We start from the raw sequence: 26,650 nt of genomic DNA, 5'->3' as shown, positions 1-26,650 counted from the left end.
ACAACCAAATCTTTTAGGGGGAATTTAAGAAATGAAAAGCTTTAAATTCTTGGCACTTTCAGCAATGATTGGAGCAGTGCTAGCATTCACTTCAGCTTGTGGGTCAAAAGAAGAAACAACAAACAGCGGTTCTCAAACTGAAGGAAACAATACTGAGCAAGCTAATGAAGAAGGAAAGCAACTTCAAGGTGAAATAAATATTGATGGATCATCTACTGTATTTCCGATTATGGAAGCTGTAGCTGAAGAATTTAATACGGAGCAGCCTGGAGTAAAAGTTTCTGTTGCGACCTCTGGTACAGGTGGCGGTTTTAAAGCCTTTATTGCTGGAACGACTGATATGAGTAACGCTTCTCGTCCAATAAAAGATGAAGAAAAAGCACAGTTAGAGGAAAAAGGAATTGAATATACAGAATTAAAATTAGCAAATGATGGACTATCCGTTGTTGTAAGCAAGGACAATACTTGGGTTGATTATTTAACTGTAGATGAATTAAAGAAAATGTGGTTAGAAGATGGAACAGTTAAGAAATGGTCTGATATTCGTGAGGGATGGCCAGAAGAAGAAATTAAATTCTACTCACCTGGTACAGATTCTGGAACTTTCGACTATTTCGATGAAGTTATTCTAGAAGAACAACCGTTAGTTGAAAAAGCAACACTCTCTGAAGACGATAACATTTTAGTACAAGGCGTTTCAGGGGATAAAAATGCAATTGGTTATTTCGGCTATGCTTACTATGCTGAAAACAAAGATAAATTGAAGGTAGTGCCAATCGATGCAGGTAATGGCCCGGTTGAGCCTACAAATGAAACTGTTGAAAGTGGAGAATATGCTCCATTATCACGTCCATTATTCACTTATGTAAAAAATGATTCTGTTAAAAAAGAAGAAGTGTATGAATTTGTTAAATTTACAATTGAAAATGCAGCTCAGCTTGCAGAAGATGTTGGCTACGTTAAATTAAAGGATGAAGAATATACAGAGGCCTTAGAAACACTTGAAGGTCTGAAGTAAGATCCAAAACAGAAATGATGGGAAGCACGTTTTTAGTGCTTCTCCTCTTGTTTTTGATAATATATGGGGAAAGTTTTTTGAGTTAGAGAATTGTCTAGCTACAGCGCCTACCCCCTCGAGGTCACAAGCCAATCCTCCCAGAAAGGTAAAGAACACCTTTCCGAGAGGCTTGACTTGTGCTTGTCGGGGGTGAGCAAGGCGCTTCCGCTTTTAGGGTGAAAGGGGTTTTCATTTTGCAAAATTCAACAAAGACGTTTTCCGTACAGGAAATGATTCAGGTAAAAAAACAAAAAAAGAATACAAGCTCAACGATTGAAAAAATCGTTCCTATACTATTGCTATTTACAGCTATTGTTTCGGTACTAACAACTCTTGGAATCGTACTTACACTAATAGTTGAAACATTTACTTTCTTTAGCCGAGTTTCGATTGTAGAATTCTTTACGTCAACAAAATGGTATCCTTTCTCACCTACTCAAGGATCGTATGGCGTTTTGCCACTTGTTGTAGGAACCTTAAAAGTAACAGGGATTGCTGCCATTGTAGCGATCCCAATCGGATTAGCTACAGCGATTTTTTTGAGTGAGTATGCATCAGATAGAACTCGCAGAATCATAAAGCCGATATTAGAAGTATTAGCAGGAATTCCTACTATCGTTTATGGATTTTTCGCCTTAACATTTGTTACACCGTTATTGAGAGAATTCATTCCTTCCCTTGAAATATTTAATGCGTTAAGTCCAGGGATCGTTATTGGGATTATGATCACACCAATGATCGCATCTTTGTCTGAGGATGCAATGTCTTCAGTACCAAATTCAATGCGCGAAGGGGCACTCGCCCTAGGTTCAACTAAGCTGGAAGTTTCCTTAAAAGTTGTTCTGCCAGCTGCTATTTCTGGTGTTATCGCTTCAGTCGTCCTCGCTGTTTCCCGGGCAATTGGAGAAACGATGATTGTAGCAGTTGCAGGCGGATCTACACCTAGTATGAGTTGGGATCTAACTAGTTCAATTCAAACGATGACAGCCTATATCGTTCAGGTAAGCCAAGGTGATGCTGGTTATGGAACAACTATTTATTACAGCATTTATGCGGTTGGATTTACACTTTTCGTCTTTACATTAGTGATGAACTTATTTGCCCAGTTTATCTCTCGTCGTTTCAGGGAGGAGTATTAAATGAAACTAATTAACCACACATCAGTTGTTAAGCATATGAAACCTAGACTAGTAATAAACATTCTCTTTAAATCTTTGTTTTTTGCAGCTACATTGTTTGGTTTGCTAGTTTTAGGAATTTTACTTTATCGGATATTCACTCAAGGAATCGCTTATCTTGATATGCAGTTTCTCCAAAGCCTTCCTTCACGTAAGCCAGAACAGGCTGGGATTAAAACTGCTTTGGTTGGAACAATTTGGTTAATGGCGGTAGTGGCGCCTATTTCCTTATCTTTAGGTGTTGGAACGGCCATATATTTAGAAGAATATGCGAAGAAAAACCGCTTTACAAGTTTTATTCAAGTGAATATTTCAAATCTAGCAGGCGTTCCATCAATCGTCTTTGGTTTATTGGGACTAACTGTTTTCGTTCGTGCTCTCTCACTTGGAACAAGCGTCTTAGCTGCCGGTTTAACAATGAGCTTACTAGTTCTTCCAATTATTATTGTTGCTTCACAGGAAGCGATAAGATCCGTTCCAAAAGAATTAAGAGAGGCTTCTTTTGGAATGGGTGCAACAAAATGGCAAACAATTGTTCATGTTGTCTTACCTGCTGCAATTCCAGGTATATTGACAGGCGGGATTCTAGCATTATCAAGAGCTATAGGCGAGACGGCTCCTTTAGTAGTGCTTGGTCTTCCGTTATTCTTAGCATTTTTGCCAAAATCAGTTTTTGATATGTTTACTGTATTGCCTATGCAAATATACAACTGGACTGGAAGGCCGCAAGCAGAATTTCAATCTCTAGCAGCTGCTGGAATCATCGTGCTTCTTGTTATGCTAATTATAATGAACTCTATTGCTGTATTAATTCGAAATAAATATCAAAAAAGATTTTAGGCATTAAAGTTAAAGTGGATGAGGGGGATATTTTAATATGAATGCAACAATGGAAAAACAAAGGGTTCGAATTGTTCAAGGTGAAGAAAAACAGGTTGAAATGGAAAATAAAAATATAGTCTATAAAACAGACCAGCTTAATTTATGGTACGGGGAAAATCATGCTCTAAAAAATATTAATTTAGATATTTATGAGAACGAAGTTACGGCTATTATTGGACCATCAGGCTGTGGGAAATCGACCTATATTAAAACATTAAACCGTATGATAGAATTAGTCCCAGGTGTGAAAACATCAGGTGAAATTGCCTATCGCGGCCGCAATATTTTTGATCGCTCATACGGTGTAGAAGAGCTGCGCACAAAAGTTGGAATGGTATTCCAAAAGCCGAATCCTTTTCCTAAATCTATTTATGAAAACGTAGCATACGGTCCAAAAATTCATGGTATCCGCGACAAAAAAATTCTTGATCAAATCGTAGAGAAAAGTTTAAAAGGTGCTGCAATATGGGATGAAGTTAAGGATAGGCTACATCAGAATGCTTATGGGCTATCAGGCGGCCAGCAGCAACGTCTTTGTATAGCAAGATGTCTTGCCATTGAACCAGATGTTATCTTAATGGATGAACCAACATCAGCTCTTGATCCGATTTCAACCTTAAAAGTGGAAGAACTCGTACAAGAATTAAAAAAGGAATTCAGTATTATTATTGTTACTCATAATATGCAGCAAGCAGCGCGGATCTCTGATAAAACTGCATTCTTCCTTAATGGAGAGGTTATTGAATTCACTGACACTAATAAAATTTTCTCAACCCCATCTGATAAGCGGACAGAGGACTATATCACAGGTAGATTCGGTTAATGAAGGAGATGCAAACCAATGCCAGTACGTGGAAAATTTGATATAGATTTAAAAGAATTACAAGAAAAATTGCTGGAGCTTGGAAGTTTTGCAGAGACAGCCCTTTCCAAATCAATTGAAGCACTTGAAACACAAAATATTGAAATGGCTCTTGAAATTATCGATGATGATTCTAACGCAAATCTTATGTATGAAGACATCAATGATTTTGCCATTTTGTTAATTGCAAAGCAGCAGCCTGTTGCGATTGATCTCCGACGTATCATTGTTGCCATAAAAATTGCGGCTAATATTGAAAGAATTGCCGATTTTGCTGTAAACATTGCAAAATCGACGATTAGAATTGGTTCTGAGCCGCTTGTTAAACCGATTGTTCATATAAAAGAAATGCATAAAATTACGTTAGAAATGCTAAAACTATCATTAGAGGCATTTAATGATGAAGATATTATAAAAGCAAAGAAGCTAGCTGATATGGACGACACGGTAGATGATTTATATGGTCAGACGATTAGAGACTTAATGCAAATCAACTTACAGAAGCCTGAATATTTGCCCCAAATTTTACAGCTATCCTTTATATGCCGTTATCTTGAAAGAGCAGCGGACCACATAACCAATATTGCTGAAAGTATTTTATTTCTTGTTAAAGGGCGACAGTACGATTTGAATAAATAAATGATGAAAAAAGCTAAAGAAGCATATATGTGCTTCTTTAGCTTTTTGTTATGATATTAGCAATTTCTTTGTAGCTCATTCCTTTTTTTACTGCAAAGGTTCCGAGCTGAATTCTTTTGCTGTACCCGTTTTCTTCAAGATATGTTTCAAAACGGTCTGCATCATCAATCAATTTTTTCTCCTCTAGCATAGAAGCAATGTCATGTGAAACCATGCCACTAACAATTTCAAGGGTGAAAGATGAGGTTGGTTCCACATCTTTTGGATGATTATCCGTTTCTTTTTTTTGTGGTTTTTCAGCTTCCTTTTTATCTAGTTTTTTTAAGGTGTTTTCCATTTTACCATACTTTTCCTTATCTACTGCAATAAATCCGTTTTCATCTAACAATGCTTTTGCTTCGTTAATATTTAGTTGTTCCTTTTTTCCATCCTCAAAAAAATAATAAAATGAACCTAGAATACATACGGTAATCAGAATTCCGAATGCAAACGCACGGATGCTCCTTTTGTTCATACTTTTACCCTCTTCCGATCTTTTCCACTAAAATAGATTCGACTTCACTTGGCATCAAAGTAGATTGTTTAGCGATTTGGTCAACGGTTAAACCTTGCTGTGCTAAAGACCAAACTTGATTTTTTATTATTTCATGAATGTCTTTTTTCTGCTTTGGGCTAGGTGATTGCTGAACTGAAAGAGCAGGCTGGAAATCGACGTCATTGACTAGCAGTTCTTCTTCAAGAACCTTTAATTTCTTCTTTATCACATACATATCTTGTATTTGCTGCATAGTGAGCTGGTCTATTTCTTCTCGAATGCTCTTATATGGGTCCCTCATAAAAGCGGAAAAAATTAAAAGAATTATAGCAAAAGCAAGTAAGCTGATCATTACAAATTCCAAATATGTCACCTCAATTAATTCTTCAGGATATTTCCCTTTCTTAAATATTTTACCATTATTTACGACAAACTTCGATTCAAAATATTCATATGAAGAAAGAAAGAATCCTTTTTGTCGTATTTTTTAGATAGAAACGCAGATTACGACAATTTCCGTTCGTTGTGAGAGTTAGTTTTCAATGATAACATTAAACTATAAAAAAGAGGAATAAATTGTCTCTATTACTCATATCATACTTATTTAGGACAATATTGATGGAATCAATTTGAGATACGTGAAAGAAACATTGAGGTGTAGGGATGATGGAAGAAGGAATAAATGTAAGTTTGGTATCAAAGGATATATTATCTATTACTTGGAAAGTTCCAGATTTTATCATAAGCTTAGTTGAAAATTATTTTGAACTATTATTTACATCAATGATAAGTGCAATAAGGATCTATGATGTTACAAGTATTATTTTTGATGGCAGTAACGCTCACTATTATTTAGAGGCAATGATCGGGGAAAGCCAAGAAAATTGGAAATTTAAAAATCTAAAGGCAAATCGAAATTATTGTGTAGAAGTAGGAATTAAGATCTCAGAAAATCAATTCTTCCCATTGCTACGATCCAATACTGTTCGAACTTGGGAAAACAAGGCTATCTTTGAGGATAAAAATGAAATTGAAGTATCTTCTTCGTCCAAAAATAATGATGCTAGAAGGAATTGGAACGATTTAGTGAGCACATATTCATATTATGGGAAGAGCTATCCTTCCTTTATCTATGAGAGAGGACAGTTCTCGTGTCAAATTAAAAAACCGAATATTTATTTAAAAAAACCATTTGATAAAACGACTATTTTTCTACATGAAGATCACAAACGAAAAAAGATTCTTTTATTGACATGGGAGTATCCGCCATACATTATTGGAGGTTTATCAAGACATGTACATGGCCTTGCAGGAGGATTACATAAAAAAGACTATGAAGTACATGTAATCACTGCAAATCCTAATCATCAGATACAGGAAGAATTCAGTGATGGAATCCATATTTATCGAGTAAACCCATTACTTGAAAAAGACAATGATTTTCTGAGCTGGATTGGTGGGCTAAATTTAGCGATGATTCAAAAGGTAATGGAATTATCAAAAATCCATCATTTTTCATTAATCCACGCGCATGATTGGCTTGTGGGAGCTTGTGGACTTACTCTGAAGGAATTCATAGCAGCACCTCTTGTTGTAACCATTCATGCAACTGAGTTTGGTAGAAACAATGGAATATACAATGAGCTTCAAAGGTTTATTTATGAAAAGGAACAGCAATTGATTCATCATACGAAACACCTAATTGTCTGCAGTACCTATATGAAAAAAGAACTCCATCATGTATTTTCAATGAAGAAAGATAAAAGGATATGGACGATACCAAATGGAATTGAAGAAAAAGGTCATAAAGGAATAACTAAAGAAGTTTTATCAGCAATCCCTATACAAAAAAACAAGCGGCTTATTTTTTCTGTTGGTCGCATTGTTAAGGAAAAGGGCTTTGATACATTAATTGAAGCAGCATATAAACTGCACCTCATCTATCCAGATTTGTATTTTATTATTGCTGGTAAGGGACCAATGCTAAATGAATACAGGAATAAAGTGATTGAGAAATGTCTCCAAGACGTCGTTTTCTTTATAGGTTTTGTCACAGATGAACAAAAAAACGCACTTTTTTCTAACTGCACAATTGCGGTTTTTCCTAGTCGCTATGAGCCCTTTGGGATTGTTGCTATAGAGTCATTAAGTAAAGGAATTCCAACTATTGCCTCAAATACAGGAGGCTTGAAAGAAATAATACAGCATGAAGTAAATGGATTATTAATGGAAGCTGGTAACTCAGATAGTTTGCTCGAACAAGTAGTTACCTATTTAGAAAATGAATCTAAAGCTCGGAAAATAGGAAGTAATGGAAGAAAAATGGTTGAGAGCGTATTTAGTTGGGAAAGAATCGCAAAAGAAACAAATAAAGTTTATAAAGAAGCAATTATAAATAATAAGGTAAATTCATCATCTGTAGTAGGGGATATTAACCCATTATGACTAAATACATACAAAATTTTCTAGAGGTGAAATCTGATGAAATTAAATACTTATATTCCATCATATAGGATGGGAAAATTTATAAGTAGCAATAAAGAAGGATTAGAAATGATTCCAGGCATCTGGATTGAAGGGAAAACGTATTGGCTGACATCTGGGACAGAAGAACTAATGCAAGAAGAAGGCATTTCTGTGGATGTAGAGCAAGAGAGTAGTCGATCGGATTTACAATCATTTAATATAAATATCACGAATCATTATCAGCAATCAAAAAATGTTAAGCTGCTCATACAAAATAGGTATCAACATCAAGACTATAATCACTTTTCATTTATTTCACCTACTGAAAATGCTGTCTTCCATTTGATTGATAATCAAGTTTATTTAATAGATGGATTTTGTCATGGGATGGTGAGGGAAGCTTGTTCGGTGCAGCCAATTTGGGATATTTATATGGATAGAATTTGGTCCTGTTCAAAAATGGGAAAGCTAAAATATAACCCGATGGCTAACGGCAATGCAGCAAGTATACTTCTTTACAATATTAATTTTAAGGGAATAGAAACCTTTGAAGGGAAAACATGGATGATAAAAGGGAGAAATGAGGTAGAATTAATAAAATTAAACGAGGCACTTTTAAAAACATACTAGCATTTCCAATTGAAAAATGCTATTATAGAAAAGTCGTATGAACGAACTAGTCATATATAGTTTGGAGGGAAATTACATGCGTGTGAATATTACGTTAGCTTGCACAGAATGCGGAGATCGTAACTATATTTCTAAAAAAAATAAAAGAAACAATCCAGATCGTCTTGAGCTTAAAAAATACTGCCCAAGAGAAAAGCGTTCTACAACTCATCGTGAGACAAAATAAGTAGTGGGGTTATTCCTACTGCTTTTTTTGTTGCATTCGACGGATATCTTGGTGAGCATCAAGTTTTTCTAATCAATAGAATTGCCTTTATGGCTATTGCACATATCTAGAAAACAAAGGGCTGAGGAAAAATGAAAAATGAAAAACAGTTCCTGAGAAAGGAAGTAATGGGCGAGCTCGAAAATATAGAAAAGCCTCTGTATGAACACTTTTCCTATTTAATTGCAAAAAATCTTTTTCAAGATCCTTATTGGAAAGAATCTAAGACGATAGGAATAACCATTTCTAAACAACCAGAAGTTGATACATATCAAATAATTAGAAAGGCATGGGAAGAGGGAAAGCAAATTGTCATTCCTAAATGTCTACCTAAGATAAGAGAAATGGTCTTTCGTACATTTTGTCAATTTGATCAATTAGAATCTGTTTATTCAGGGTTATTTGAGCCAATTGAAGCTGAAACGAAAGAAGTTTCCAAAAGTGATATTGATTTGTTAATTGTACCTGGCCTAGCTTTTACCGAGGAAGGTTTTAGACTTGGTTTTGGAGGAGGCTATTATGACCGTTATCTAACAGATTATAAATGCCGTACAGCTTCCCTCGCATTTCAACCTCAAATCATTTCAGATTTGCCAGTTGAGTATCATGATAGGCCTGTTAATAAGATCATAACCCCGAGCAAGGTTCTGAGCGTGAATGATTGAAGTCATTTTTCTTATTCTATTTATTGGAGCGACTTCTGTCTGTGGATTTTTTCTTAAATTACTTACGAAATCTGGCAGTATTGCAGCCCTCATCATTGGGCTCACTGTCGGTCTTAGTTTTGGGGCCGAAGGTTTGCTTTTGCTTGGTTTCTTTTTTGCAAGCTCTAGCTTTTGGTCTAAGTACAAGAGAAAAAATAAAATTAAAATTGAGGACCGACACGAAAAAGGTTCCCGCAGAGATTGGCAGCAGGTGGCAGCTAATGGAGGTACTGCTGCTTTAATCAGTCTACTAAATATTTTTTTTCCCGATTCACTTTGGATTTACGGCTTCGTCATTTCCATTGCAGCTGCTAACTCGGATACATGGGCTTCTGAAATTGGATCTTTAAGTAAACGACCCCCGATTTATATACGCTCATTCAAACGGATTGAAGCTGGCACATCTGGGGCAATGAGCATGCTTGGGACATTTGCAGCTATTTGCGGGGCATTTACAATTGTGATTTTCGCTAATTATTTTTTTCATTTCTCTTTTGGAGAAATGACAATCATTTTTGCTTTCGGGTTTATTGGCAATGTAATAGATACGTTGCTGGGGGCTTTTGTTCAGGCTGTATATAAATGTGAAATATGTAGAACTGAAGTAGAAGCTATTCATCATTGTGGTGCTAAAACAACCCATAAACGAGGCATACTAATTATGAATAACGACTTTGTAAACTTTCTCTCTGGTTTTTTCGCTGCATTACTTGGGATGCTTTTCATTCATTGATTTTCTTCATACACTATTGATGTATGCTTATTAGAATATTGAATAAGTACATGACAGTATGATGGATAAAATCGAGACATTCATCTCAAACTAAATGTAGGAGGGATGATTATGGGACGCATTTTTTCTATCATTTTGATAGGCTTAGGCAGTTATTTTATTTTCCAAAACCGTTATCGCGCTATGAATATGCTTTTTAAGAATGCATTTTTACGGCGTATTCTTGTCAGCGTATTCATGGGGATTCCTTGGGTAAGGAATAGGCTGATGAAAATGGTTTTCCCATCAGGCCCTGCCGAGCTGCATTAGAAAAGACCTGTTTAAGGTCTTTTTTTCTTTTAACTTTACAAAAAGAAGCGATATTGCCTATATTTAAAATAAAGCTTTTTAATATCATTTTAATTTCTTTTAGATTTGGTTTATTTTATTAATGTATTAAAGTAAAAAATGAAATTTTGATTAAGTTTCTTCAGAGAAGATCATATAAAAAGTTAAGCATTTGTCGGATATTTTGAGGAATGCCAAGTTTTTTCTAAATCTTAAGTAGTTATTTTGAATCTAGACTAATAAAAATGAAGTATGTTTTGATAGAGAGTAGGGGGAAATTTGAAATTTCAAGAGGAATATGTTTTTTGGAAGCTTGCACATTATTTCATTTCAGTTCATGAATACCGAATTGTTCAATTATCGGAAGAGCATAATGAGTTATGGCTTGAAAAAATGGAGAATAAAGAGGCACAGGTCATAAGGCTGCTCCGCTATAATTTAGATTGGAGCAACTGGATGCAAAAAGATATTGAGCTTACCGCAATGAATGGTGAAAGAATTCGTAAGCAGTTACTAAAAGGAGATATGAATGTCATTAATTTATACGTGTCTTCACATCCTCCAGTTGATGAATACGCATTTAGAATCGAGAAACCTTTTGTTCAACCAGGTAATGAAAAAACAAAGGTAAAATCCATTATTTTCGATCGAACGCATTACGGAGAAGGTTTCCATGAACTCGGCACGATTTTCAAAAAAGCAATAACCTTTCCTATTAATGAGGAAGGGTATACAGAGCAAGAAGTAGACTCAGTTAAGCTTGCTGCATTATCAGCAGCATCTAATCGCTCAAAGAAGGAAAAATCTCTTTTTGAGTATGGAAAGCCGTTCTTTACATATATGTTTATGGCTATACAAATAGCCATGTTCCTCTTCTTGGAATGGAAGGGAGGAAGTACAGATACATCTAACTTAATAAAGTACGGCGCTAAGTTTAACCCGCTAATACTAGAAGGTGAATGGTGGCGTTTTTTCACTCCGATTTTTCTTCATATTGGCTTGCTGCATTTATTGATGAATACATTGGCGCTTTATTATCTAGGAACAGCAGTAGAGAGAATATTTGGCAATATGAGATTTCTATTTATTTATATAACCGCAGGGTTTTGTGGTTCATTAGCAAGTTTTATCTTTAGTCAGAATTTATCTGCGGGAGCAAGTGGAGCCATATTTGGATGTTTTGGTGCTATGCTTTACTTTGGAGTCATTTATCCAAATCTTTTTTTCAGAACAATGGGCTTTAATATGATCATTGTTCTAGGGATTAATCTTGTTTTCGGATTTACTATGCCTGGTATTGACAATGCTGGACATATTGGTGGGCTAATCGGTGGTTTTCTGGCTACTGGTATTGTACATTTTCCAAAGCAAAAAAAGCCATGGCTGCAGCTCTTATTGTTGGTAATAACTGCTTTAACGATAACTGGATTATTGAAATTTGGCTTTAATGAGCCTGGAAGATTACTGAATGAGCAATCTGCAATCGTTATGGCTGATAACTATTTGAAGATGGAAGAATATGATAAAGTCAAAAGCATACTGCATGAATATTCTAACGAAAGCTCAGCATCTGCAGAAGTTTATTTTTTGCTTTCATATGCAGAAATCAAAACAAATGATCTCTCAAAAGCAAAAGAGCATTTGCATCTAGCGATTAAGAAAAGGAAAGACTTTCATGAGGCATATTATAATCTAGCCCTTATCTATATCCAGGAGGGGAATATTGAGGAAGCTAAAAAATATGCCAAACAGGCCGTTGAATTAATGCCGGATCAAAAGGAATATAAGCAATTATGGCAACGGATTAACGAACAGAATAATCAATAAAATTTACTTTTTTTGATACGAGGGAACAGAATGAAAACAATTTACGATATTCAACAACTCCTAAAAAGGTTTGGAACAATCATCTATATTGGTGACAGGGTTGCAGATTTAGAGCTGATGGAGGCTGAAATTAAGGAGCTTTATCAATCACAGCTCATTGAAACAAAAGATTACCAAACTGCAATTTTATTACTAAGACATGAGGCTCAGTTTTTAAAAGAAAAAGGCTGATCCTTTTTGGGCTTATTGTGGCGATTTGGCTGACATAAACTGTATAGGACTTTAGGTCTGAAAAATTCAAGTGAATTCGTGATCAAAGCGGATTCTCTTTTTTATTTGAAGGAAAAATGATTCATGACGGAGGAATTATTTTTCCAAAAAGTGGACAAATACGAAACTTTTAAAGGTTTCAATCGTCTAATACTTAGGGAAAAGAGAATAAAAGACAATCTATAATTATATAAAAATATGGTAAATTCTCATTTGATTTTTTGTAAAAAAAGTATTAAGATAATGTTTGATTCAAAATGATCTATCCTAATATTGTGAAAAAACGACAAAAAATTCCATATCTGTTCTTTGAAAACAGGGAGGGTAATACTTATTATGAAGAATTTCAAGTGGTCAAGGATATCACTTTTAGGTATTGCAATAGTGCTCATTTGGCTAAAAACGTACATTACGTACAAAACTAGCTTTGATATTAAAATTGAAAATTGGAAACAGGAATTTATTTTATTTATTAACCCATTAAGCTTTTTGCTTTTTGTTTTTGGAATAAGCTTATTTTTGAAAGAAAAGAATCAAAAACGCTACATACTCATAACAAGCTTTCTCGTATCCGTAGTATTATTTGCAAATGTAGTCTTTTATAGGTTCTTTAATGATTTCTTAACGATTCCAGTTCTTTTTCAAACGAGTAATATGAATGATTTAGGTAGTAGTGTGAGTGAATTATTGAAATTCACTGATATTTTTTATTTTGCTGATGTTATAATTTTGGTGTTAATTGTATTTTTAAAACCTAAATTTGTCATACAAAGAAAATTTTCCAAGGTGGATCGAAGAGCATTTTTCCTTATTGCAATCGCCATTGCTTTTTTTAATCTTGGATTAGCTGAAACTGAACGTCCACAGCTTCTTACTAGAACCTTTGACCGTGAAATGCTAGTCAAAAATATTGGGACATATAACTATCATCTTTATGATGCTTTTCTTCAATCCAAATCATCTGCCCAGAGGGCATTGGCAGATGGCAGTGAGTTAGTAGATATTGATAACTATATCAATGCAAATTATAAAAAACCAAATGATGATTTATTTGGAATTGCGAAGAATAAAAACGTCATTTTGATTTCATTGGAGTCTACTCAGAGTTTTGTTATTAATGAAACGGTAAATGGTCAAGAAATAACGCCGTTTTTGAATGAATTTATAAAAGAAAGCTATTACTTTGATAATTTCTACCATCAAACTGCTCAGGGAAAAACATCAGACTCAGAGTTTCTTGTAGAAAATTCTCTTTATCCATTAAGTCGTGGGGCTGTTTTCTTTACACATTCTGGTAATGAATATACTGCTACACCTGATATTTTAAAAAATAATGGTTATTTCACAGCCTCCTTACATGCCAACAATAAGAGCTTCTGGAATAGAGATATTATGTATCAATCATTGGGTTATGACAGATTCTATTCACTTCCTGATTATGAAGTGACAGATGAAAATTCTGTAGGCTGGGGATTAAAGGACATTGATTTTTTTGAGCAATCTATTCAGCATTTGAAGGAAATGCCACAGCCATATTATGCGAAATTTATTACTTTAACGAATCACTTTCCATTTGAATTAGATCAAGAAGATCGATTTATTGAGCCGTATACATCGAATAATAAAACGCTGAATAATTACTTCCCGACAGTCCGTTATCAAGATGAAGCTTTAAAACTATTCATTGAACGATTAAAGACAGAAGGGCTATATGATGATTCAATCATCGTTCTATATGGAGACCACTATGGTATTTCTGAAAATCATAACAAAGCAATGGGTGAATTTTTAGGAGAAGAAGTGACTCCATTTGTTAGCACTCAGTTGCAGAGAGTACCTTTTATCATCCATATACCTGGGCAAAAAGGTGAAACAATTTCAACTGTTTCTGGTCAAATTGATATAAAGCCAACTATTCTTCATTTATTAGGAATTAATACGAAAAATAATATTAATTTTGGATCAGATTTATTCTCTGAGGATAAATTGGAATTTACTGTATTACGAGATGGAAGCTTTATTACAAAAAATAATATTTATACTCGTGAGACTTGTTACAACAAAGAAACAGGTGAACCTACAGATAACAGTGCATGTGAACCATATATTGAAAAAGCGAAAAATGAGTTAGAATACTCTGATAAGATTATTTATGGAGATCTGCTTCGGTTCTATGAAGATGTAGAGTCTAGAAATTCAAATTCATTTGGTAATGATATTAAAATTGATTCTAATTAGTGAGAAAACCTGCGATTTGCAGGTTTTTTCTTTTTTCAAATACTTATCTCGAGTTAAAGAAATGTATTACTCACAAGGAAGCCTGCTGCGAATAAATATTGCAAGAACAATTGTCCTCTTACAGTTTCTTTACCGCTAATGTTTTACATAAAGTCCTGTCATTTTTTTCTACAATCCTACATAAAAATGAATGGATAAGGAAGGGTGATTGAAATGAGAGTTCAAGTACGTTCTGGAGATACTTTATGGTATTATAGTCGCCTTTTTATGATCCCGTTTAATTTGCTCATCGATTCTAATCCCAGTATCAAACCGAACTCCTTGTTTATAGGACAGGAGGTACATATACCCGGATTTTCTACACAATCGTATAAAATAAAAAAAGGCGATACATTATGGAAGATAAGTGTAGCAAAACATCTGTCAGTTGATGCTTTGCTCCTAATTAATCAAAATATAAACCCAAATCAGCTGCAAACAGATTCAACAATACTTATTCCTAAGAGGGTCATCACACCTATAGTCTCTGGAATGAAGAATTATAATTACGAAGCAGTAACAGAGGATATAAGAAGTCTACAGGCAATATTTCCGTTTATTAAGGTGACTACGATTGGCAACACTATATTAGGGATGCCTATTTACGAGATTCAACTTGGTAACGGAACGAAAAAAGTGCATTTTAATGCTTCCATTCATGCAAATGAATGGATTACCTCTAGTGTTTTAATGGCGTTATTAAATTATTTTCTCTTATCGCTAACAAATATCAAACCGATAAGAGGACTTCAAACAATGCCCTTATATCAATCGGTAAATATTTCAATAGTACCGATGGTTAATCCCGATGGAGTCGATTTAGTTCTTAACGGGCCCTCTCCAGAAGTTAGAGAGCGAGTAGTAAATATTAATCGAGGAAGTACAAACTTCTCAGGTTGGAAAGCAAACATAAGGGGGGTTGATTTAAACGATCAATTTCCGGCAAAATGGGAGATCGAGAAAGAAAGATCACCTGAGAAGTCTCCAGCACCAAGAGACTACCCAGGGACAGCGCCATTGACTGAACCTGAGGCAATTGCAATGGCGGATTTGACAAAAAATCGCCAATTTAATCGTGTTCTTGCTTTTCATACTCAGGGTGAAGAAATTTACTGGGGTTATGAAGGTTTAGAGCCTCCTGAATCAAGAGTTCTTGCTGCAGAATTTTCTAGAGTAAGCGGTTATAAATCAGTACAATATATTTATAGCTTTGCCGGGTATAAAGATTGGTTTATAAAGGAATTTCGTAAACCAGGTTTTACAATAGAAATGGGAAAAGGAATTAATCCTCTACCGTTATCACAATTTGATGAAATTTTTGAAGAGGTTCTCGGTATTTACCTAGCAGCATTATACATGTAGAATTAGTTTTGGATTAAGAAAAAGCCGTTATTCCGGCTTTTTCTTTGTTAAATATGAAACAATTTGTATTTTCGTTCGTAATAAGTATATGATAGGAAAATGGGGTGAGGAATTGGAGCAAAGGAAAAATAGCAGCATCAGAATGTTTCTTTTTTTATGTACAATCCCCCTTATTATCTTATTTGGATGCCAACATGAAAAAGATGTTGGGGTGCAGCCTGTAAAGAAGCATAATCATTCACTAGGTAAAGAAGCCATTCCTCACTCGTTTATTTCTAATGAAATTATGACCCCTATACCAATTGAAAATGGGCAATTTAATACAATATATGGCTGGTTAAATAATGAAACCATTATTTACATGACAAACGTAGGGCTAGGGTCAAATGTATATACTTATAATGTTTTTACAGGCGATAGTTCATTAATCTTTGAGAGTGAGGTACCAATATCTTCAGTAGTCCCTAGTCCATCAGGTAATTACATTCTAATCCATTCCGCTCCAAGTACATATGAAGGAATTATTTCGATTATTAATCCAAAAGGCGAACAATTAATGTCTGAGCGGATCAGTGCATATGAGTTTGCTTTCGAGTGGAATCCTTACGATGAAAACTTGATGCTTATTTCAGCATTTGCGGAGAATTGGGATTTTTCGATGTTTCAAATGAATATTAAAGAGAAAAAGTTTGACGAGATCCATAATAAGGAGCCATTTGTTAATTGGATAGGGAAGGATGAAATCATTTATTTAAATTGGGATCAAAAAGATGTTTCTCTCTTTGCTCCACTTGTAAAAAAAAGCATAAACGAGCAAAATGAAAAAATGCTCCTTGAAGATGTTTATTATGCTAAAGCCGCTAAGGATTTAATTATGACGATTACTGTAAACTCAAGCGCATCAGATGAGGCTGTTTATACCTTTCTCTCTAAAGATTTGCAAGAGCTTTCGTCCTTTACTGTTCCGCATTTGACACGCTATTCTGATTGGCTTGTACCTTATTTTGATTTTGATGCAGAAAATCAACTTTTTACCTTACAGCCTCTTTTAAGTACAGAAGCTGATTTATATCGTGATGGATTTCAGCTATGGTCGTTTGATGCAGTAAAAGGTGAGAAAGAAATGGTCATGGAAAATTTAAAAAATGAACCGTTGAACTGTTCACCTGATGGGAAGTATTGTTTATATGGCTTTAATTTTGAAAAGCTGATTGACATACAATCAAAAAAAGTATTACCACTTATAAAGGATTTCTAAAAAAAAGAAAAAGGATGATTTAGCATGGCAATTGTTGATGTAACTGTAATACCAATAGGAACAAGTACACCGAGTGTCAGCAGCTATGTAGCCGATATTCAACGTGTATTAAAGGGGTATGAAGAAAAAGGGCATATCAGATATCAGTTAACACCGATGAATACTATTATCGAAGGAGAGCTGCCAGTATTATTCGAAGTCATTCAGTCCATGCATGAGGTTCCATTTGAAAATGGGTTAATGAGGGTAGCGACAAATATCCGTATTGATGATCGTAGGGATGTAAAAAGAAGGATGGAAGAAAAGGTTGAAAGAGTTGTCAGTCAATTAAATGATGAATAGAAAAAGGACTGTCTAAGATAGTTTGGACAGCCCTCAACTTTATAAAACTATAGCTATTTCAAGCTAGAAAATTATCTATCACAAGCAGCTACCCCCGACGTATAGGACGAACTAGTCATCAGCGCGACAGGGAAAGGAAATCTTTGGAAGCGACACATCGTACGACCAAAAAGTTAGGCATTGGTCGTGTCTTTGTCAAAAGGAACAATCTTTTCGTAAGGCTGTCTTATGCTAATAAGGGCTTGGCACAAACGTAAGCGCCTTCGGAACATTCCGAAGGCGCTTACGCATCTCTTAGTGTACTGCAGGGTATCCACTGTTAATAAGTGTCAATAAAGCAAAACCGCCGAAAACAACAAACGAACCGGCTCCGAATACAATGCCTAGGATATTCTTGTTTTTAAGCGCAGTCCATGTACCAATTGCAGCGAGAACTGCAACTAATGCGAAGATAATAACTAGTCCCATTATTTATAGCCCCCTTTTAAATAATAATCAGCAGGCAAATGCCTTTTTAATTGAAAATAAAAAACTGTATGTAAACTTACTTATACACTCGTATTATATTCTATATTTTTTTCACTTGTTTGTCGAGTTCAAAAAATGACACTTTTATGTCGTAAGCATCTGCAATCCCTTTTACTAATTCAATTAAATGAGATTCAACGAAATATACTGTTTCTTTTTCATGGACTGTTTTATAAATGAGATGTTCATCGACCTGTAATACTGCCATACGTATGGAATCATAATCTCCACCAATAATTGAAAAAGAGCAAAGCAGATCCTTTAGAAGATAAGTTCTGTTGGGAGTCTCAATTCCAAAGTCAAAAAAAGTTTCTCCCTTTTCTCCATTATCTACGAGAAGAAGTTCGAAATGATTTTCTAATAGGTCAGCCTCTCGCAGTAGTTCTTCTGCATGACTTGCCTCTGCATATGTTTCAAACATAAAGGTTAGATCATGAAAATCAAATACCTTTGTTTCTTTTACAAGGAGTTCCATAAATTCAGGAACTTCTTCAATGATATTGTTTGCTTCAACAGCAAAAATTATTTTCATATTTTTCTCCTTGAGATTATTATTTCATGTTAATCTTCCCTGTTGATTTCCGCTACAGGCACTAAAGCGTAGCGGGCGGGCCGGAAGCCATACTCGTCGAAGAGCGCTCCTGCGGGGTCTCCCTTTGACTCGCTTCTCTCGCAGGACGTTGAATAATCTTCCCCGAATAAACACTGCACGAAGGAAATGCGAATGCATTTTCAAGGATCTCGCGCCTGCAGCGAAAATCAACAACAAAATAGCATTATCAACACTGAGGTTAAACACAGCCATTAGAAAAAAAGAAGTAGGAACAGATTATCTTTTCTTGAGAGAGTTTTCTTTAAATTTTTATTAACTTTAGTGTAAAATAAATCTAATCAATCGATCGAATGGAGGTATTCACATGAAATGGAATCAGATACCATTAGGACCATTACAAACAAATTGTTATGTATTGTCAAAGAAAGACAATTCATGTTTAATCTTTGACCCAGGTGAAGAAAGTGATAAGCTTAGCGACTTTATTTCTCGTAACCAATTGAAGCCTCATGCAATAATTCTTACACACGCCCACTTTGATCATATTGGAGCGGTAGAGGATATTAAAGAAGAATTCGGCATTCCTGTTTATATTCATAAAAAGGAGGCTGATTGGTTGCTTGATCCAGCATTGAATGGCTCCTTGCGTTATGAGATGATTAAGAATGTGAGTGGAAAGCCAGCAGATTATTTTATTTCTGAAGAACAAGAAATGACAATTGGAGATTTCACTTTTCAAATCTTAGAAACTCCAGGACATTCTCCGGGAAGTTTATCATTCTATTTCCAAGATTCAGACTTAGTCATTGCCGGTGATGCGCTATTCAATGGGAGTATTGGGCGTACAGACCTTCCTTTCGGAAACCATAATCAACTTATAAAAAGTATCCATGATAAATTATTAATACTCCCAGAAGAAACGATCGTTCTTTCTGGACACGGACCAGCTACAACGATTGGACAGGAGATGGATTCCAATCCATTTCTTAATGGCTTTTAATAAAATATAAATAATCAAATAGGTTATCTCATGATTCTTTTAATGCTCACAACAGACTTCTAGATAATCTCCATCTTATTTTTCAAAATAGAAAAGCCCTTCTCAAAAGAGAAGGGCTTTTCTGGGGGATGTTCTATTCATATAATGGGAGGGGATATAGTTAAGCTACTACAATAAAAATATAATAAAGTTATCACTATGTCAATGGTGAAAACGTAAAAAGGAGCAAATATGATAAATTTTTTTAAAGAATGGATATTGAAAAGCCCATTACAAAGAATTACATATGAAGAATATATTAAGCTTGCCCTTTATCATCCTCAATATGGATATTATATGCAAGATAAGTGTAAGATTGGACGCGATGGGGATTTTATTACTTCAAGCAATATGTCAGATATTTATGGGAGATCAATAGCAAAATGGTTTTATAATCAAGTGAATGCAAATAAGCTCAAGGCTTCTATATGTGAAATTGGTGCAGGAACAGGGCGTTTTGCCAAAGCATTTATTGATGAATGGAATAAAATATCAACTGAACCGCTTCATTATTTTATTTTAGAGGAAAGTCCACATCATCGAAAGCTACAGCAGGACGAAATCATTTTTTCTAAAAGAGTAAAACAAATAGATAGCTTAATGGAAATTTCTCCGTTTGAAGGACTGATTTTTTCGAATGAACTATTTGATGCTTTTCCCGTTCACGTCATCGAAAATCAAAATGGACAATTAATGGAAATAATGGTCACAGTTAAAAATGATCAGCTTACGGAGATTGTAGTTCCATTGGGAAACGAGCAAATATTAACCTTTTTAAAAGAAAGTGGATTGAAAATAAAAGACGGTCAAAGAATTGAGATTCCTTTACAAATGGAGGATATGGTTTGTAGCATTGCCAATGTACTTGCTAATGGAATGGTTCTGACCGTTGATTATGGCTATACGAATGAGGAATGGCAGAAACCATGGAGAAGTGAAGGCAGTCTAAGAGGCTATTATCGACATCAGCAAATGAATAATATCCTTCTATATCCCGGAGAAATGGATATAACGAGTCATGTTCATTTTGATGCCTTCATTCGTCAAGGAAGTAAGTATGGACTTCAGTTTACGAAGAAATGGAGGCAAGATGAATTTTTACTAACATCAGGAATTTTAGAGGATTTACAGGATCATTATGATCCAAATCCCTTTTCTGAAGTGAGTAGGAGAAATAGGGCTATTCGCAGTCTAATTATGCCTTCTGGAATAAGCTCATCCTTTCATGTTATCCTGCAAGAAAAAGAAAATCGGAAAAAATAAAAAAGCGATGATCCATCGCTTTTTTATTATGTACGTATTCACTTTTTAGTGGCCGCTTACACCTGGAGTCATCATAAATGTAGTCCAGTATGTAAAGCCAATAAAGAACACTGTTAAATATGCGCCAAAAACATACATATACATACGTTCTGAAAGCTTTAAGTAACTTAAAAGTAGGAAAAATCCTGTTTGGCCGAAGAAGATTAAAGATGTTGTATACATGTCGCCTACAAAGAACATGATAGCAAAAATCCCCGTCCAGAAGCCTAATACTCTGTACATACGATCCATATGTATCCCTCCTTTTACCCCAAAAAAATACATCATTACATATTATAAGTACATCATTACATATTATAAGTTATTTCCAGCTTAAAAGTAAATAACTCTTTGTATATTATTGTCTAGCTGCAGCGCCTAGGGACTCGCCGACTAAGTACGCAACGTCCTCCCAAAAGCATGCTTTTGGTCGTGCGATGTTTTGCTGCCGCAGCTTTTCTTGTCCTGTTGCAACGTCGGCACTAGTACGTCCTGTACGCCGGAGGTCATAAGCCAATCCGTCAAAAAGGTTAAAAAACAACCTTGCTGCAGGCTCGTCTTATGCATGTCGTCCCTGGTCAAGGCGCTTCCGCATTTCTAGTTAGTTTGTGACGAATGCATGATAGGAGCATGATTCACAGCCATTGAGCATATTTTCCTTTTCAATTAACTCAATTTCATCGAATAGGGCTTCAAACATACCCTTTAGAAATTCAAAATGCATATTACATACTGATTCATTATGATCCTCAGCTACTTCTTTAAAAGGACAATTAAATATTTGGAAGTAGATCTTTGTTTTTTCCTCATTTGTTTCAAACTCAGGATGAAAGCCTGACATAGTAGCTGCATTTTTAATGATATTTAATTTTTGATCAAAGGAAAGTGATTCATTAAATTGGGAAGAGCGGTTCTTTTCCTGATCAATTAATTCAAGACCAAATTTTTTTCCTGTTTCATATAACGCATTCTTAGCTTGCTCACCAAGGGATAGCAGTGTTTTCATCGCTATTTTTGATAAAAGCTGGTAGTCCCGATACGGGAAATGAAGCTGAATGACATCATCCGATAAGCGATAAAGTCTACTCGGTCGGCCTCCTTTTCCCGTTTTCTGTGTTTCTGATACAAGCATATTAACATCTTCTAGCTTTGATAAATGAAGTCTTGCAACGTTAGGATGAATATTAAAATTATCCGCAATTTCCTGAACAGTTACTTCTGTATGTCTTTTTGTTATGTATTGATAAATATAGTAGCGTGTTGGATCAGATAAAACATTTGTAATTTTTAAAGTTTGTTCCACCTTGGCTCACCTCAGACCGATATTGATTCTATTATAATACAGGTCCTAAGAGTTAACACTGTATTCACTATAAGTTTATAAAATGTTCACAAATATCCCCCATGCTTCTCGGAAGTATTTAATGAGTTAAAAAACTTCTCCAAATGTTGAAAGGTTTTATATGAAAATGTATTTTTTTAATGCAAAATATTTGTCAAAAAATTATGGAAAATATATAATAAGGTCGAATATTAAAAAAGGTGGTGGCATGTTCAATTGAACATAATAGAAAAACTAGCTGAAAGAATTATTAAAGATGCAGTAAGAAACCAAGCCTCAGACATTCATATTGTTCCCCGAAGGAAAGACACACTCATCCAGATGCGACTCGCTAACAAATTAATTCCAAGACTATATTTACCGAAAGAAGAATGTGACAGACTAATCTCCCATTTTAAATTCACAGCTTCCATGGACATTGGTGAAAAAAGAAGGCCTCAAAGTGGGGCATACTCCTATCCAGTAGATGGGCAAATGATTGGACTTCGATTTTCCACCCTTCCTTCTAGTCATAATGAAAGTCTCGTTATTAGAATCCTCCCTCAGCAGGAACAAATTCCTTTTTTCCAAATTTCTTTATTCCCAGCTATGACACGAAAAATGCTCGCTTTATTAAAGCATGCACACGGTTTAATTATATTTACTGGACCGACCGGCTCAGGAAAGACTACAACATTGTACTCCCTTTTAAACGAAACCTCCCATATGTTCAATCGCAATATTATAACGCTAGAAGATCCGATTGAAAAAGATAATGATTTGGTTCTTCAAGTACAAGTGAATGAGAAAGCAGGTGTTTCCTATGCTGCTGGCTTAAAGGCAATTCTTAGGCATGACCCAGATATTATTATGGTCGGGGAAATACGTGATGCTGAAACAGCAAAAATCGCAGTTCGTGCAGCATTAACGGGACATCTTGTTTTAAGCACTATGCATACAAGAGATGCAAAAGGAGCTATCTACAGATTAAATGAATTCGGAGTAAATTGGGTCGAGATTGAACAAACGCTTGTTGCGGTAACAGCACAAAGACTTGTCGAGTTAAGGTGTCCATTTTGCCAAGGGGAGTGTTCTCCTTTCTGCTATAGCTATGGCAGATGGAAGAGAGCAAGCGTTTTTGAGCTACTTGCAGGGCGTGCTTTAAATGCAGCGATGATGGTTGCGAAGGGTGAAAAAGCAAATGTAGATTATTTAACATTGAAAGAGGTTATTAAAAAGGGCATTGCTCTTGGATATATCAAGGAATCTGAATATGACCGATGGGTACTAGATCATGCGAAAGCGTAAATGGAATCTGCAGGAGCAAAGTCATTTTTTAAAAAGAACAAGCGAGCTGCTAGTAAGAGGTTATCCCTTATCAGAAGCAATTGAATCGATCTTGTTTCAGTTGCCGCAAAACAAAAAAGAGGAGGTTAGAGGATGTCTAGCAGATTTAAAAGAGGGTTATCCTTTTTATCAAATATTATCAAAATTAAACTTCAATAAAAATTTAATTGGCTATGTATACTTTGCAGAGCAGCATGGCGGCTTAGCGAGTGCTCTCCAAGAAGGCAGCGAAATGATGCTTAAAAGGGATAAAGATTTTGAAAAACTAAAGAAGTTACTAGTTTATCCTCTTATGTTGATCTTTATTACTGTTGTTTTGTTTCTATTTGTTGACTATATTATACTGCCGAGATTTTCCTCCTTGTTTATTTCAATGAGTCTAGAGCCAAACTTTTTCATGAAGATCGTTTCCTCGTTTGGTAAAATGATGCCCTTTCTAATAGGGGGCATAGGTTCTCTTTTCCTCATTTTCTTCGGGTATTACGGCCTGATATTTAAAAAACATTCCCAGATTAAACAAAAAAATGTGCTCGTTTCAATTCCTATCATAGGGTACTTCCTAAAATTATTTTATACGCAATATTTTTCAGTACAGATTAGTTATTTATTAGCTGGGGGATTATCGATTCACGAAGCCCTGAGTCTATTTGAAAAAAATGATAAGCAGCCGCTGTACCAAGAATTAGGCCAAGAAATAAAAAAGAGCTTACGAAAGGGGGAGAGGCTGGAAGAAATATTAAAGATTTATCCGTTTTTTGATCGTGATCTGCTTCACATCATTAGACACGGACAGAAGAACGGAAAACTTGATCAAGAATTATTTTTCTTTAGCAGACATTGTTTAAATTTAATTGAAGAAAGGTCAGAAAAATTGCTAAAAACAATTCAGCCTTGTCTATATTCTGTAATTGGTTTGTTAATTGTATCGATGTATTTAGCAGTTCTATTACCAATGTTTCATTTATTGGAGGGAATTTAGAAATGAAATTTTTAAAAAATACTAAGGGTTTTACATTAATAGAAATGTTAATTGTTTTGCTTGTTATATCAGTTCTTCTAATTATTACGATTCCAAATATTACGAAGCATAATTCGAAGATAAATAGTACAGGATGTGAAGCATTCGTGAAAATGGTACAAGCCCAGGTACAAGCATATGAAATCGAGCACAAAAAGCCTCCTGCCAGTATTCAAGCACTTGTAGATGATAAATATCTAAATGAAGGGGAAACCTCATGTCCAAATGGAGCAAAGGTCACGATTACAGAAGATGGAAAAGTAATAGCAGTCAAACAGGGGTCTTCTTCTGAATGAGAAGCAGAGAAGCTGGCTTCACCTTGATAGAATCTTTGTTTGTATTGAGTGTTTTTCTCATAATTGCCTCGATATCAGCCTTTCTTATAAAGCCCCAATTTGGCTCCGTTGAAAAACAACAATTTTTAACCCAATTAAAATCAGATCTATTGTATGCACAACAATATGCTATTTCTCATCATACTGAAGTAATCGTGCATTTTCCATCTGGACATGCTGCCTATTATATACATGAAAAGGTTAGTTCCCAATATTTAATCGAAAGGAAAATACCTGAAAGGATTAAGATTCAGCCGGGATCAATGAAGCTTTTTTTTCAATTTCAGGCTGATGGGAATATTAATAGATTTGGCTCATTCTGGATCAATTTTGATGATAAGGAAAGTTACAAATTTACTTTTTTAATAGGAAAGGGAAGGTTTTATGTGCAGAAGGAGTAATGGCTTTTTCTTGCCTGAAATGCTGTTATCTTTATCCGCTTGGCTAATCATAGCAATGGTCTTTTTCCCCCTGATAATGGGAGTTATCAATCGATCTATTCAATTGCATCAGGAATATGATGGGACTCAACTTTTATATGAGACTTTACAAAAGGCTAAGAAGGAAGAAAGGGTTCCAGTTCATGAATTAATTAAAATAAATCAAACTGTTTATGAAGTCTATCAAGAGTCTGTTAATGATGGTAGTTTGGAGGTTTGCGTGAAATATGAAGATATTCTCGAACATGAATACAAGAAGTGTGAAATATTTGAATAATAGAGGGTTTACAATGCTTGAAATGCTCTATGCATTTTCGATATTTCTTCTTATTGTTTCTTTTTTTCCCTTATGCATGAAATATTTATTAGATAATGAGGGGCTTGAAGCAAGAGTAAGCAGGATGGAATGGCAAGTATTTGTCAGTCAGTTGAAAAAAGAGTTAAGGTTGTCAGAAGGGTTGGAGGTATATGAAAACAAGGTAATTTTAAGAAAGAACGGTCAAAATGTCATCTATGAGAAATATGGCACAAATTTGCGTCGGAGAGTAAACTATGAAGGGCATGAAATTGTGCTCCAGAAAGTGGATACATTCAACTTTACCCCAATTCAAGACGGGATGAAACTTACAGTAAAAGATCTATATCATCAATCCCACTCAGCGCTTCTTTTCTCTTATATTGAACTGGAGGAAGAAAATGCTGCGGAATGAAAAGGGCTTTACGTATCCACTTACATTTTGCATTATTTTGCTAGCTACTCTAGTGCTTACTATTCAAATTGACTCCTATTTAGCAGAAGTACGTTTTTTAAAAGAATCAGAGGCGATTTTAAAGCAAGAATACTATTTGTTAAGTTCAATGAAAAGGGTAGAAAATATATTAATAGAGGGGGATGAAGAACTTTTTTCAGGCTTCTTTACGTATACTGATGGAACGATTCATTATGAATCGTCCCAACTTACTGAAACTCTGTTCATGGTAACCTTCAATGTAAAAATAGGATCTTATCCTGATATCAAAGGGTTTGGTTATTTTGATGAAGAATCAGGTAAGATGATTAAATGGGTAGAAAGAAATTAATTTGGCTGCACATTTTTTATCATCTGTTTATTAATTTTTGTTAAAGGACATACTTGAATTGAAAGCTAAGATA

The 26,650-nt window shown here is 35.0% G+C and carries 32 protein-coding genes; 26 read left to right on the top strand and 6 right to left on the bottom strand.

Annotation, left to right across the window (positions count from 1 at the left end; translation table 11 throughout):
• Positions 1 to 31 precede the first annotated feature (31 nt).
• The 5 genes from KHA94_RS14020 to phoU all read left to right on the top strand — a co-directional run bounded on the left by KHA94_RS14020 (position 32) and on the right by phoU (position 4,618).
• A complete protein-coding gene (locus KHA94_RS14020) occupies positions 32 to 1,018 on the top strand; it encodes a PstS family phosphate ABC transporter substrate-binding protein (RefSeq protein WP_213102750.1) in 987 nt (328 codons plus the stop codon).
• A gap of 269 nt (positions 1,019 to 1,287) precedes the next feature.
• Positions 1,288 to 2,196, top strand: coding sequence for a phosphate ABC transporter permease subunit PstC (gene pstC, locus KHA94_RS14015; protein WP_213103254.1), 909 nt, complete (start codon positions 1,288 to 1,290; stop codon positions 2,194 to 2,196).
• Positions 2,197 to 3,075 (top strand): phosphate ABC transporter permease PstA, encoded by an 879-nt coding sequence (gene pstA, locus KHA94_RS14010; protein ID WP_213102749.1) that lies wholly within the window; start codon positions 2,197 to 2,199, stop codon positions 3,073 to 3,075.
• A gap of 100 nt (positions 3,076 to 3,175) precedes the next feature.
• Positions 3,176 to 3,940: a phosphate ABC transporter ATP-binding protein PstB gene (gene pstB, locus KHA94_RS14005; protein WP_420828169.1), complete on the top strand. Its 765-nt coding sequence runs from the start codon at positions 3,176 to 3,178 to the stop codon at positions 3,938 to 3,940.
• Positions 3,941 to 3,958: 18 nt separating this feature from the next.
• Positions 3,959 to 4,618 carry a phosphate signaling complex protein PhoU gene (phoU, locus tag KHA94_RS14000; protein ID WP_213102747.1) on the top strand — a complete coding sequence of 220 codons (660 nt, stop codon included), beginning with the start codon at positions 3,959 to 3,961 and terminating at the stop codon, positions 4,616 to 4,618.
• A 37-nt stretch (positions 4,619 to 4,655) separates the two neighbouring features.
• On the opposite strand, the gene KHA94_RS13995 is transcribed toward phoU, so the two are convergent.
• Complete coding sequence (locus KHA94_RS13995) at positions 4,656 to 5,132, bottom strand: MltG/YceG/YrrL family protein (RefSeq protein WP_213102746.1); 477 nt, start codon at positions 5,130 to 5,132, stop codon at positions 4,656 to 4,658.
• 4 nt (positions 5,133 to 5,136) lie between these two features.
• Positions 5,137 to 5,517: a hypothetical protein gene (locus KHA94_RS13990; RefSeq protein ID WP_213102745.1), complete on the bottom strand. Its 381-nt coding sequence runs from the start codon at positions 5,515 to 5,517 to the stop codon at positions 5,137 to 5,139.
• Positions 5,518 to 5,816: 299 nt separating this feature from the next.
• Here KHA94_RS13990 and KHA94_RS13985 point away from each other — a divergent pair, with 299 nt between their 5' ends.
• The 12 genes from KHA94_RS13985 to KHA94_RS13930 all read left to right on the top strand — a co-directional run bounded on the left by KHA94_RS13985 (position 5,817) and on the right by KHA94_RS13930 (position 17,614).
• Positions 5,817 to 7,598, top strand: coding sequence for a glycosyltransferase (locus tag KHA94_RS13985; RefSeq protein WP_213102744.1), 1,782 nt, complete (start codon positions 5,817 to 5,819; stop codon positions 7,596 to 7,598).
• Between the two features lie 36 nt (positions 7,599 to 7,634).
• Positions 7,635 to 8,249: a hypothetical protein gene (locus KHA94_RS13980; protein ID WP_213102743.1), complete on the top strand. Its 615-nt coding sequence runs from the start codon at positions 7,635 to 7,637 to the stop codon at positions 8,247 to 8,249.
• Positions 8,250 to 8,325: 76 nt separating this feature from the next.
• On the top strand, positions 8,326 to 8,475 hold the full coding sequence (gene rpmG / locus KHA94_RS13975; protein WP_057771568.1) for a 50S ribosomal protein L33: 150 nt from the start codon (positions 8,326 to 8,328) through the stop codon (positions 8,473 to 8,475).
• Positions 8,476 to 8,606: 131 nt separating this feature from the next.
• Positions 8,607 to 9,179 carry a 5-formyltetrahydrofolate cyclo-ligase gene (locus tag KHA94_RS13970; protein ID WP_213102742.1) on the top strand — a complete coding sequence of 191 codons (573 nt, stop codon included), beginning with the start codon at positions 8,607 to 8,609 and terminating at the stop codon, positions 9,177 to 9,179.
• Positions 9,172 to 9,951, top strand: coding sequence for a DUF92 domain-containing protein (locus KHA94_RS13965; protein WP_213102741.1), 780 nt, complete (start codon positions 9,172 to 9,174; stop codon positions 9,949 to 9,951). Before KHA94_RS13970 ends, KHA94_RS13965 begins: the two co-directional genes overlap by 8 nt.
• Before the next feature lie 111 nt (positions 9,952 to 10,062).
• A complete protein-coding gene (locus KHA94_RS13960) occupies positions 10,063 to 10,260 on the top strand; it encodes a hypothetical protein (RefSeq protein ID WP_213102740.1) in 198 nt (65 codons plus the stop codon).
• Positions 10,261 to 10,557: 297 nt separating this feature from the next.
• Positions 10,558 to 12,105, top strand: coding sequence for a rhomboid family protein (locus tag KHA94_RS13955; RefSeq protein ID WP_213102739.1), 1,548 nt, complete (start codon positions 10,558 to 10,560; stop codon positions 12,103 to 12,105).
• Between the two features lie 30 nt (positions 12,106 to 12,135).
• Entirely contained in the window at positions 12,136 to 12,336 is a 201-nt protein-coding gene (locus KHA94_RS13950; protein ID WP_213102738.1) for a YqgQ family protein, read from the top strand.
• 375 nt (positions 12,337 to 12,711) lie between these two features.
• The gene (locus tag KHA94_RS13945; protein WP_213102737.1) at positions 12,712 to 14,613 is read left to right on the top strand and encodes an LTA synthase family protein; all 1,902 of its coding nucleotides are present in this window, start codon (positions 12,712 to 12,714) and stop codon (positions 14,611 to 14,613) included.
• Positions 14,614 to 14,826: 213 nt separating this feature from the next.
• Positions 14,827 to 16,014 carry a M14 family metallopeptidase gene (locus KHA94_RS13940; RefSeq protein ID WP_213102736.1) on the top strand — a complete coding sequence of 396 codons (1,188 nt, stop codon included), beginning with the start codon at positions 14,827 to 14,829 and terminating at the stop codon, positions 16,012 to 16,014.
• Positions 16,015 to 16,126: 112 nt separating this feature from the next.
• Positions 16,127 to 17,272 (top strand): YqgU-like beta propeller domain-containing protein, encoded by a 1,146-nt coding sequence (locus KHA94_RS13935; RefSeq protein ID WP_213102735.1) that lies wholly within the window; start codon positions 16,127 to 16,129, stop codon positions 17,270 to 17,272.
• A 24-nt stretch (positions 17,273 to 17,296) separates the two neighbouring features.
• Positions 17,297 to 17,614 (top strand): MTH1187 family thiamine-binding protein, encoded by a 318-nt coding sequence (locus KHA94_RS13930; RefSeq protein ID WP_213102734.1) that lies wholly within the window; start codon positions 17,297 to 17,299, stop codon positions 17,612 to 17,614.
• Positions 17,615 to 17,908: 294 nt separating this feature from the next.
• Here the strand turns inward: KHA94_RS13930 and KHA94_RS13925 are convergent, their stop codons facing one another.
• Both KHA94_RS13925 and KHA94_RS13920 read right to left on the bottom strand, forming a co-directional pair.
• Positions 17,909 to 18,082, bottom strand: coding sequence for a DUF2759 domain-containing protein (locus tag KHA94_RS13925; RefSeq protein ID WP_213102733.1), 174 nt, complete (start codon positions 18,080 to 18,082; stop codon positions 17,909 to 17,911).
• 100 nt (positions 18,083 to 18,182) lie between these two features.
• Positions 18,183 to 18,674 carry a hypothetical protein gene (locus tag KHA94_RS13920; protein WP_213102732.1) on the bottom strand — a complete coding sequence of 164 codons (492 nt, stop codon included), beginning with the start codon at positions 18,672 to 18,674 and terminating at the stop codon, positions 18,183 to 18,185.
• Between the two features lie 385 nt (positions 18,675 to 19,059).
• Between KHA94_RS13920 and KHA94_RS13915 the strand changes: the two genes are divergently transcribed.
• The gene (locus KHA94_RS13915; protein WP_213102731.1) at positions 19,060 to 19,695 is read left to right on the top strand and encodes an MBL fold metallo-hydrolase; all 636 of its coding nucleotides are present in this window, start codon (positions 19,060 to 19,062) and stop codon (positions 19,693 to 19,695) included.
• Positions 19,696 to 19,926: 231 nt separating this feature from the next.
• Positions 19,927 to 20,997, top strand: coding sequence for a class I SAM-dependent methyltransferase (locus KHA94_RS13910; protein WP_213102730.1), 1,071 nt, complete (start codon positions 19,927 to 19,929; stop codon positions 20,995 to 20,997).
• 45 nt (positions 20,998 to 21,042) lie between these two features.
• Here KHA94_RS13910 and KHA94_RS13905 read toward each other — a convergent pair whose 3' ends face one another.
• Positions 21,043 to 21,288, bottom strand: a complete 246-nt coding sequence (locus KHA94_RS13905; protein WP_213102729.1) for a DUF2626 domain-containing protein — start codon at positions 21,286 to 21,288, stop codon at positions 21,043 to 21,045.
• Positions 21,289 to 21,637: 349 nt separating this feature from the next.
• Positions 21,638 to 22,339 (bottom strand): helix-turn-helix transcriptional regulator, encoded by a 702-nt coding sequence (locus tag KHA94_RS13900; protein ID WP_213102728.1) that lies wholly within the window; start codon positions 22,337 to 22,339, stop codon positions 21,638 to 21,640.
• Positions 22,340 to 22,594: 255 nt separating this feature from the next.
• On the opposite strand from KHA94_RS13900, the gene comGA reads away from it, so the two are divergent.
• The 7 genes from comGA to comGG are packed head-to-tail and all read left to right on the top strand — an operon-like array spanning position 22,595 to position 26,577.
• Positions 22,595 to 23,665 (top strand): competence type IV pilus ATPase ComGA, encoded by a 1,071-nt coding sequence (gene comGA, locus KHA94_RS13895; protein WP_213102727.1) that lies wholly within the window; start codon positions 22,595 to 22,597, stop codon positions 23,663 to 23,665.
• Entirely contained in the window at positions 23,652 to 24,683 is a 1,032-nt protein-coding gene (comGB, locus tag KHA94_RS13890; protein ID WP_213102726.1) for a competence type IV pilus assembly protein ComGB, read from the top strand. Before comGA ends, comGB begins: the two co-directional genes overlap by 14 nt.
• A 2-nt stretch (positions 24,684 to 24,685) precedes the next feature.
• Complete coding sequence (comGC, locus tag KHA94_RS13885; protein ID WP_213102725.1) at positions 24,686 to 25,018, top strand: competence type IV pilus major pilin ComGC; 333 nt, start codon at positions 24,686 to 24,688, stop codon at positions 25,016 to 25,018.
• Complete coding sequence (gene comGD / locus KHA94_RS13880; RefSeq protein WP_213102724.1) at positions 25,015 to 25,458, top strand: competence type IV pilus minor pilin ComGD; 444 nt, start codon at positions 25,015 to 25,017, stop codon at positions 25,456 to 25,458. Before comGC ends, comGD begins: the two co-directional genes overlap by 4 nt.
• Positions 25,442 to 25,774: a type II secretion system protein gene (locus KHA94_RS13875; RefSeq protein WP_213102723.1), complete on the top strand. Its 333-nt coding sequence runs from the start codon at positions 25,442 to 25,444 to the stop codon at positions 25,772 to 25,774. Before comGD ends, KHA94_RS13875 begins: the two co-directional genes overlap by 17 nt.
• A complete protein-coding gene (comGF, locus tag KHA94_RS13870; protein ID WP_338030778.1) occupies positions 25,725 to 26,207 on the top strand; it encodes a competence type IV pilus minor pilin ComGF in 483 nt (160 codons plus the stop codon). The genes KHA94_RS13875 and comGF overlap by 50 nt, the downstream gene beginning before the upstream one ends.
• Complete coding sequence (gene comGG / locus KHA94_RS13865; RefSeq protein WP_213102721.1) at positions 26,194 to 26,577, top strand: competence type IV pilus minor pilin ComGG; 384 nt, start codon at positions 26,194 to 26,196, stop codon at positions 26,575 to 26,577. Before comGF ends, comGG begins: the two co-directional genes overlap by 14 nt.
• Positions 26,578 to 26,650: the final 73 nt, after the last annotated feature.

This window comes from Cytobacillus citreus (genome assembly GCF_018343665.1).
Classification (GTDB): Bacteria; Bacillota; Bacilli; order Bacillales; family Cytobacillaceae; genus Cytobacillus; species Cytobacillus citreus.
The sequence above is the reverse complement of the archived record's forward strand: the minus strand, read 5'-3'. Positions and strand labels throughout refer to the sequence as shown.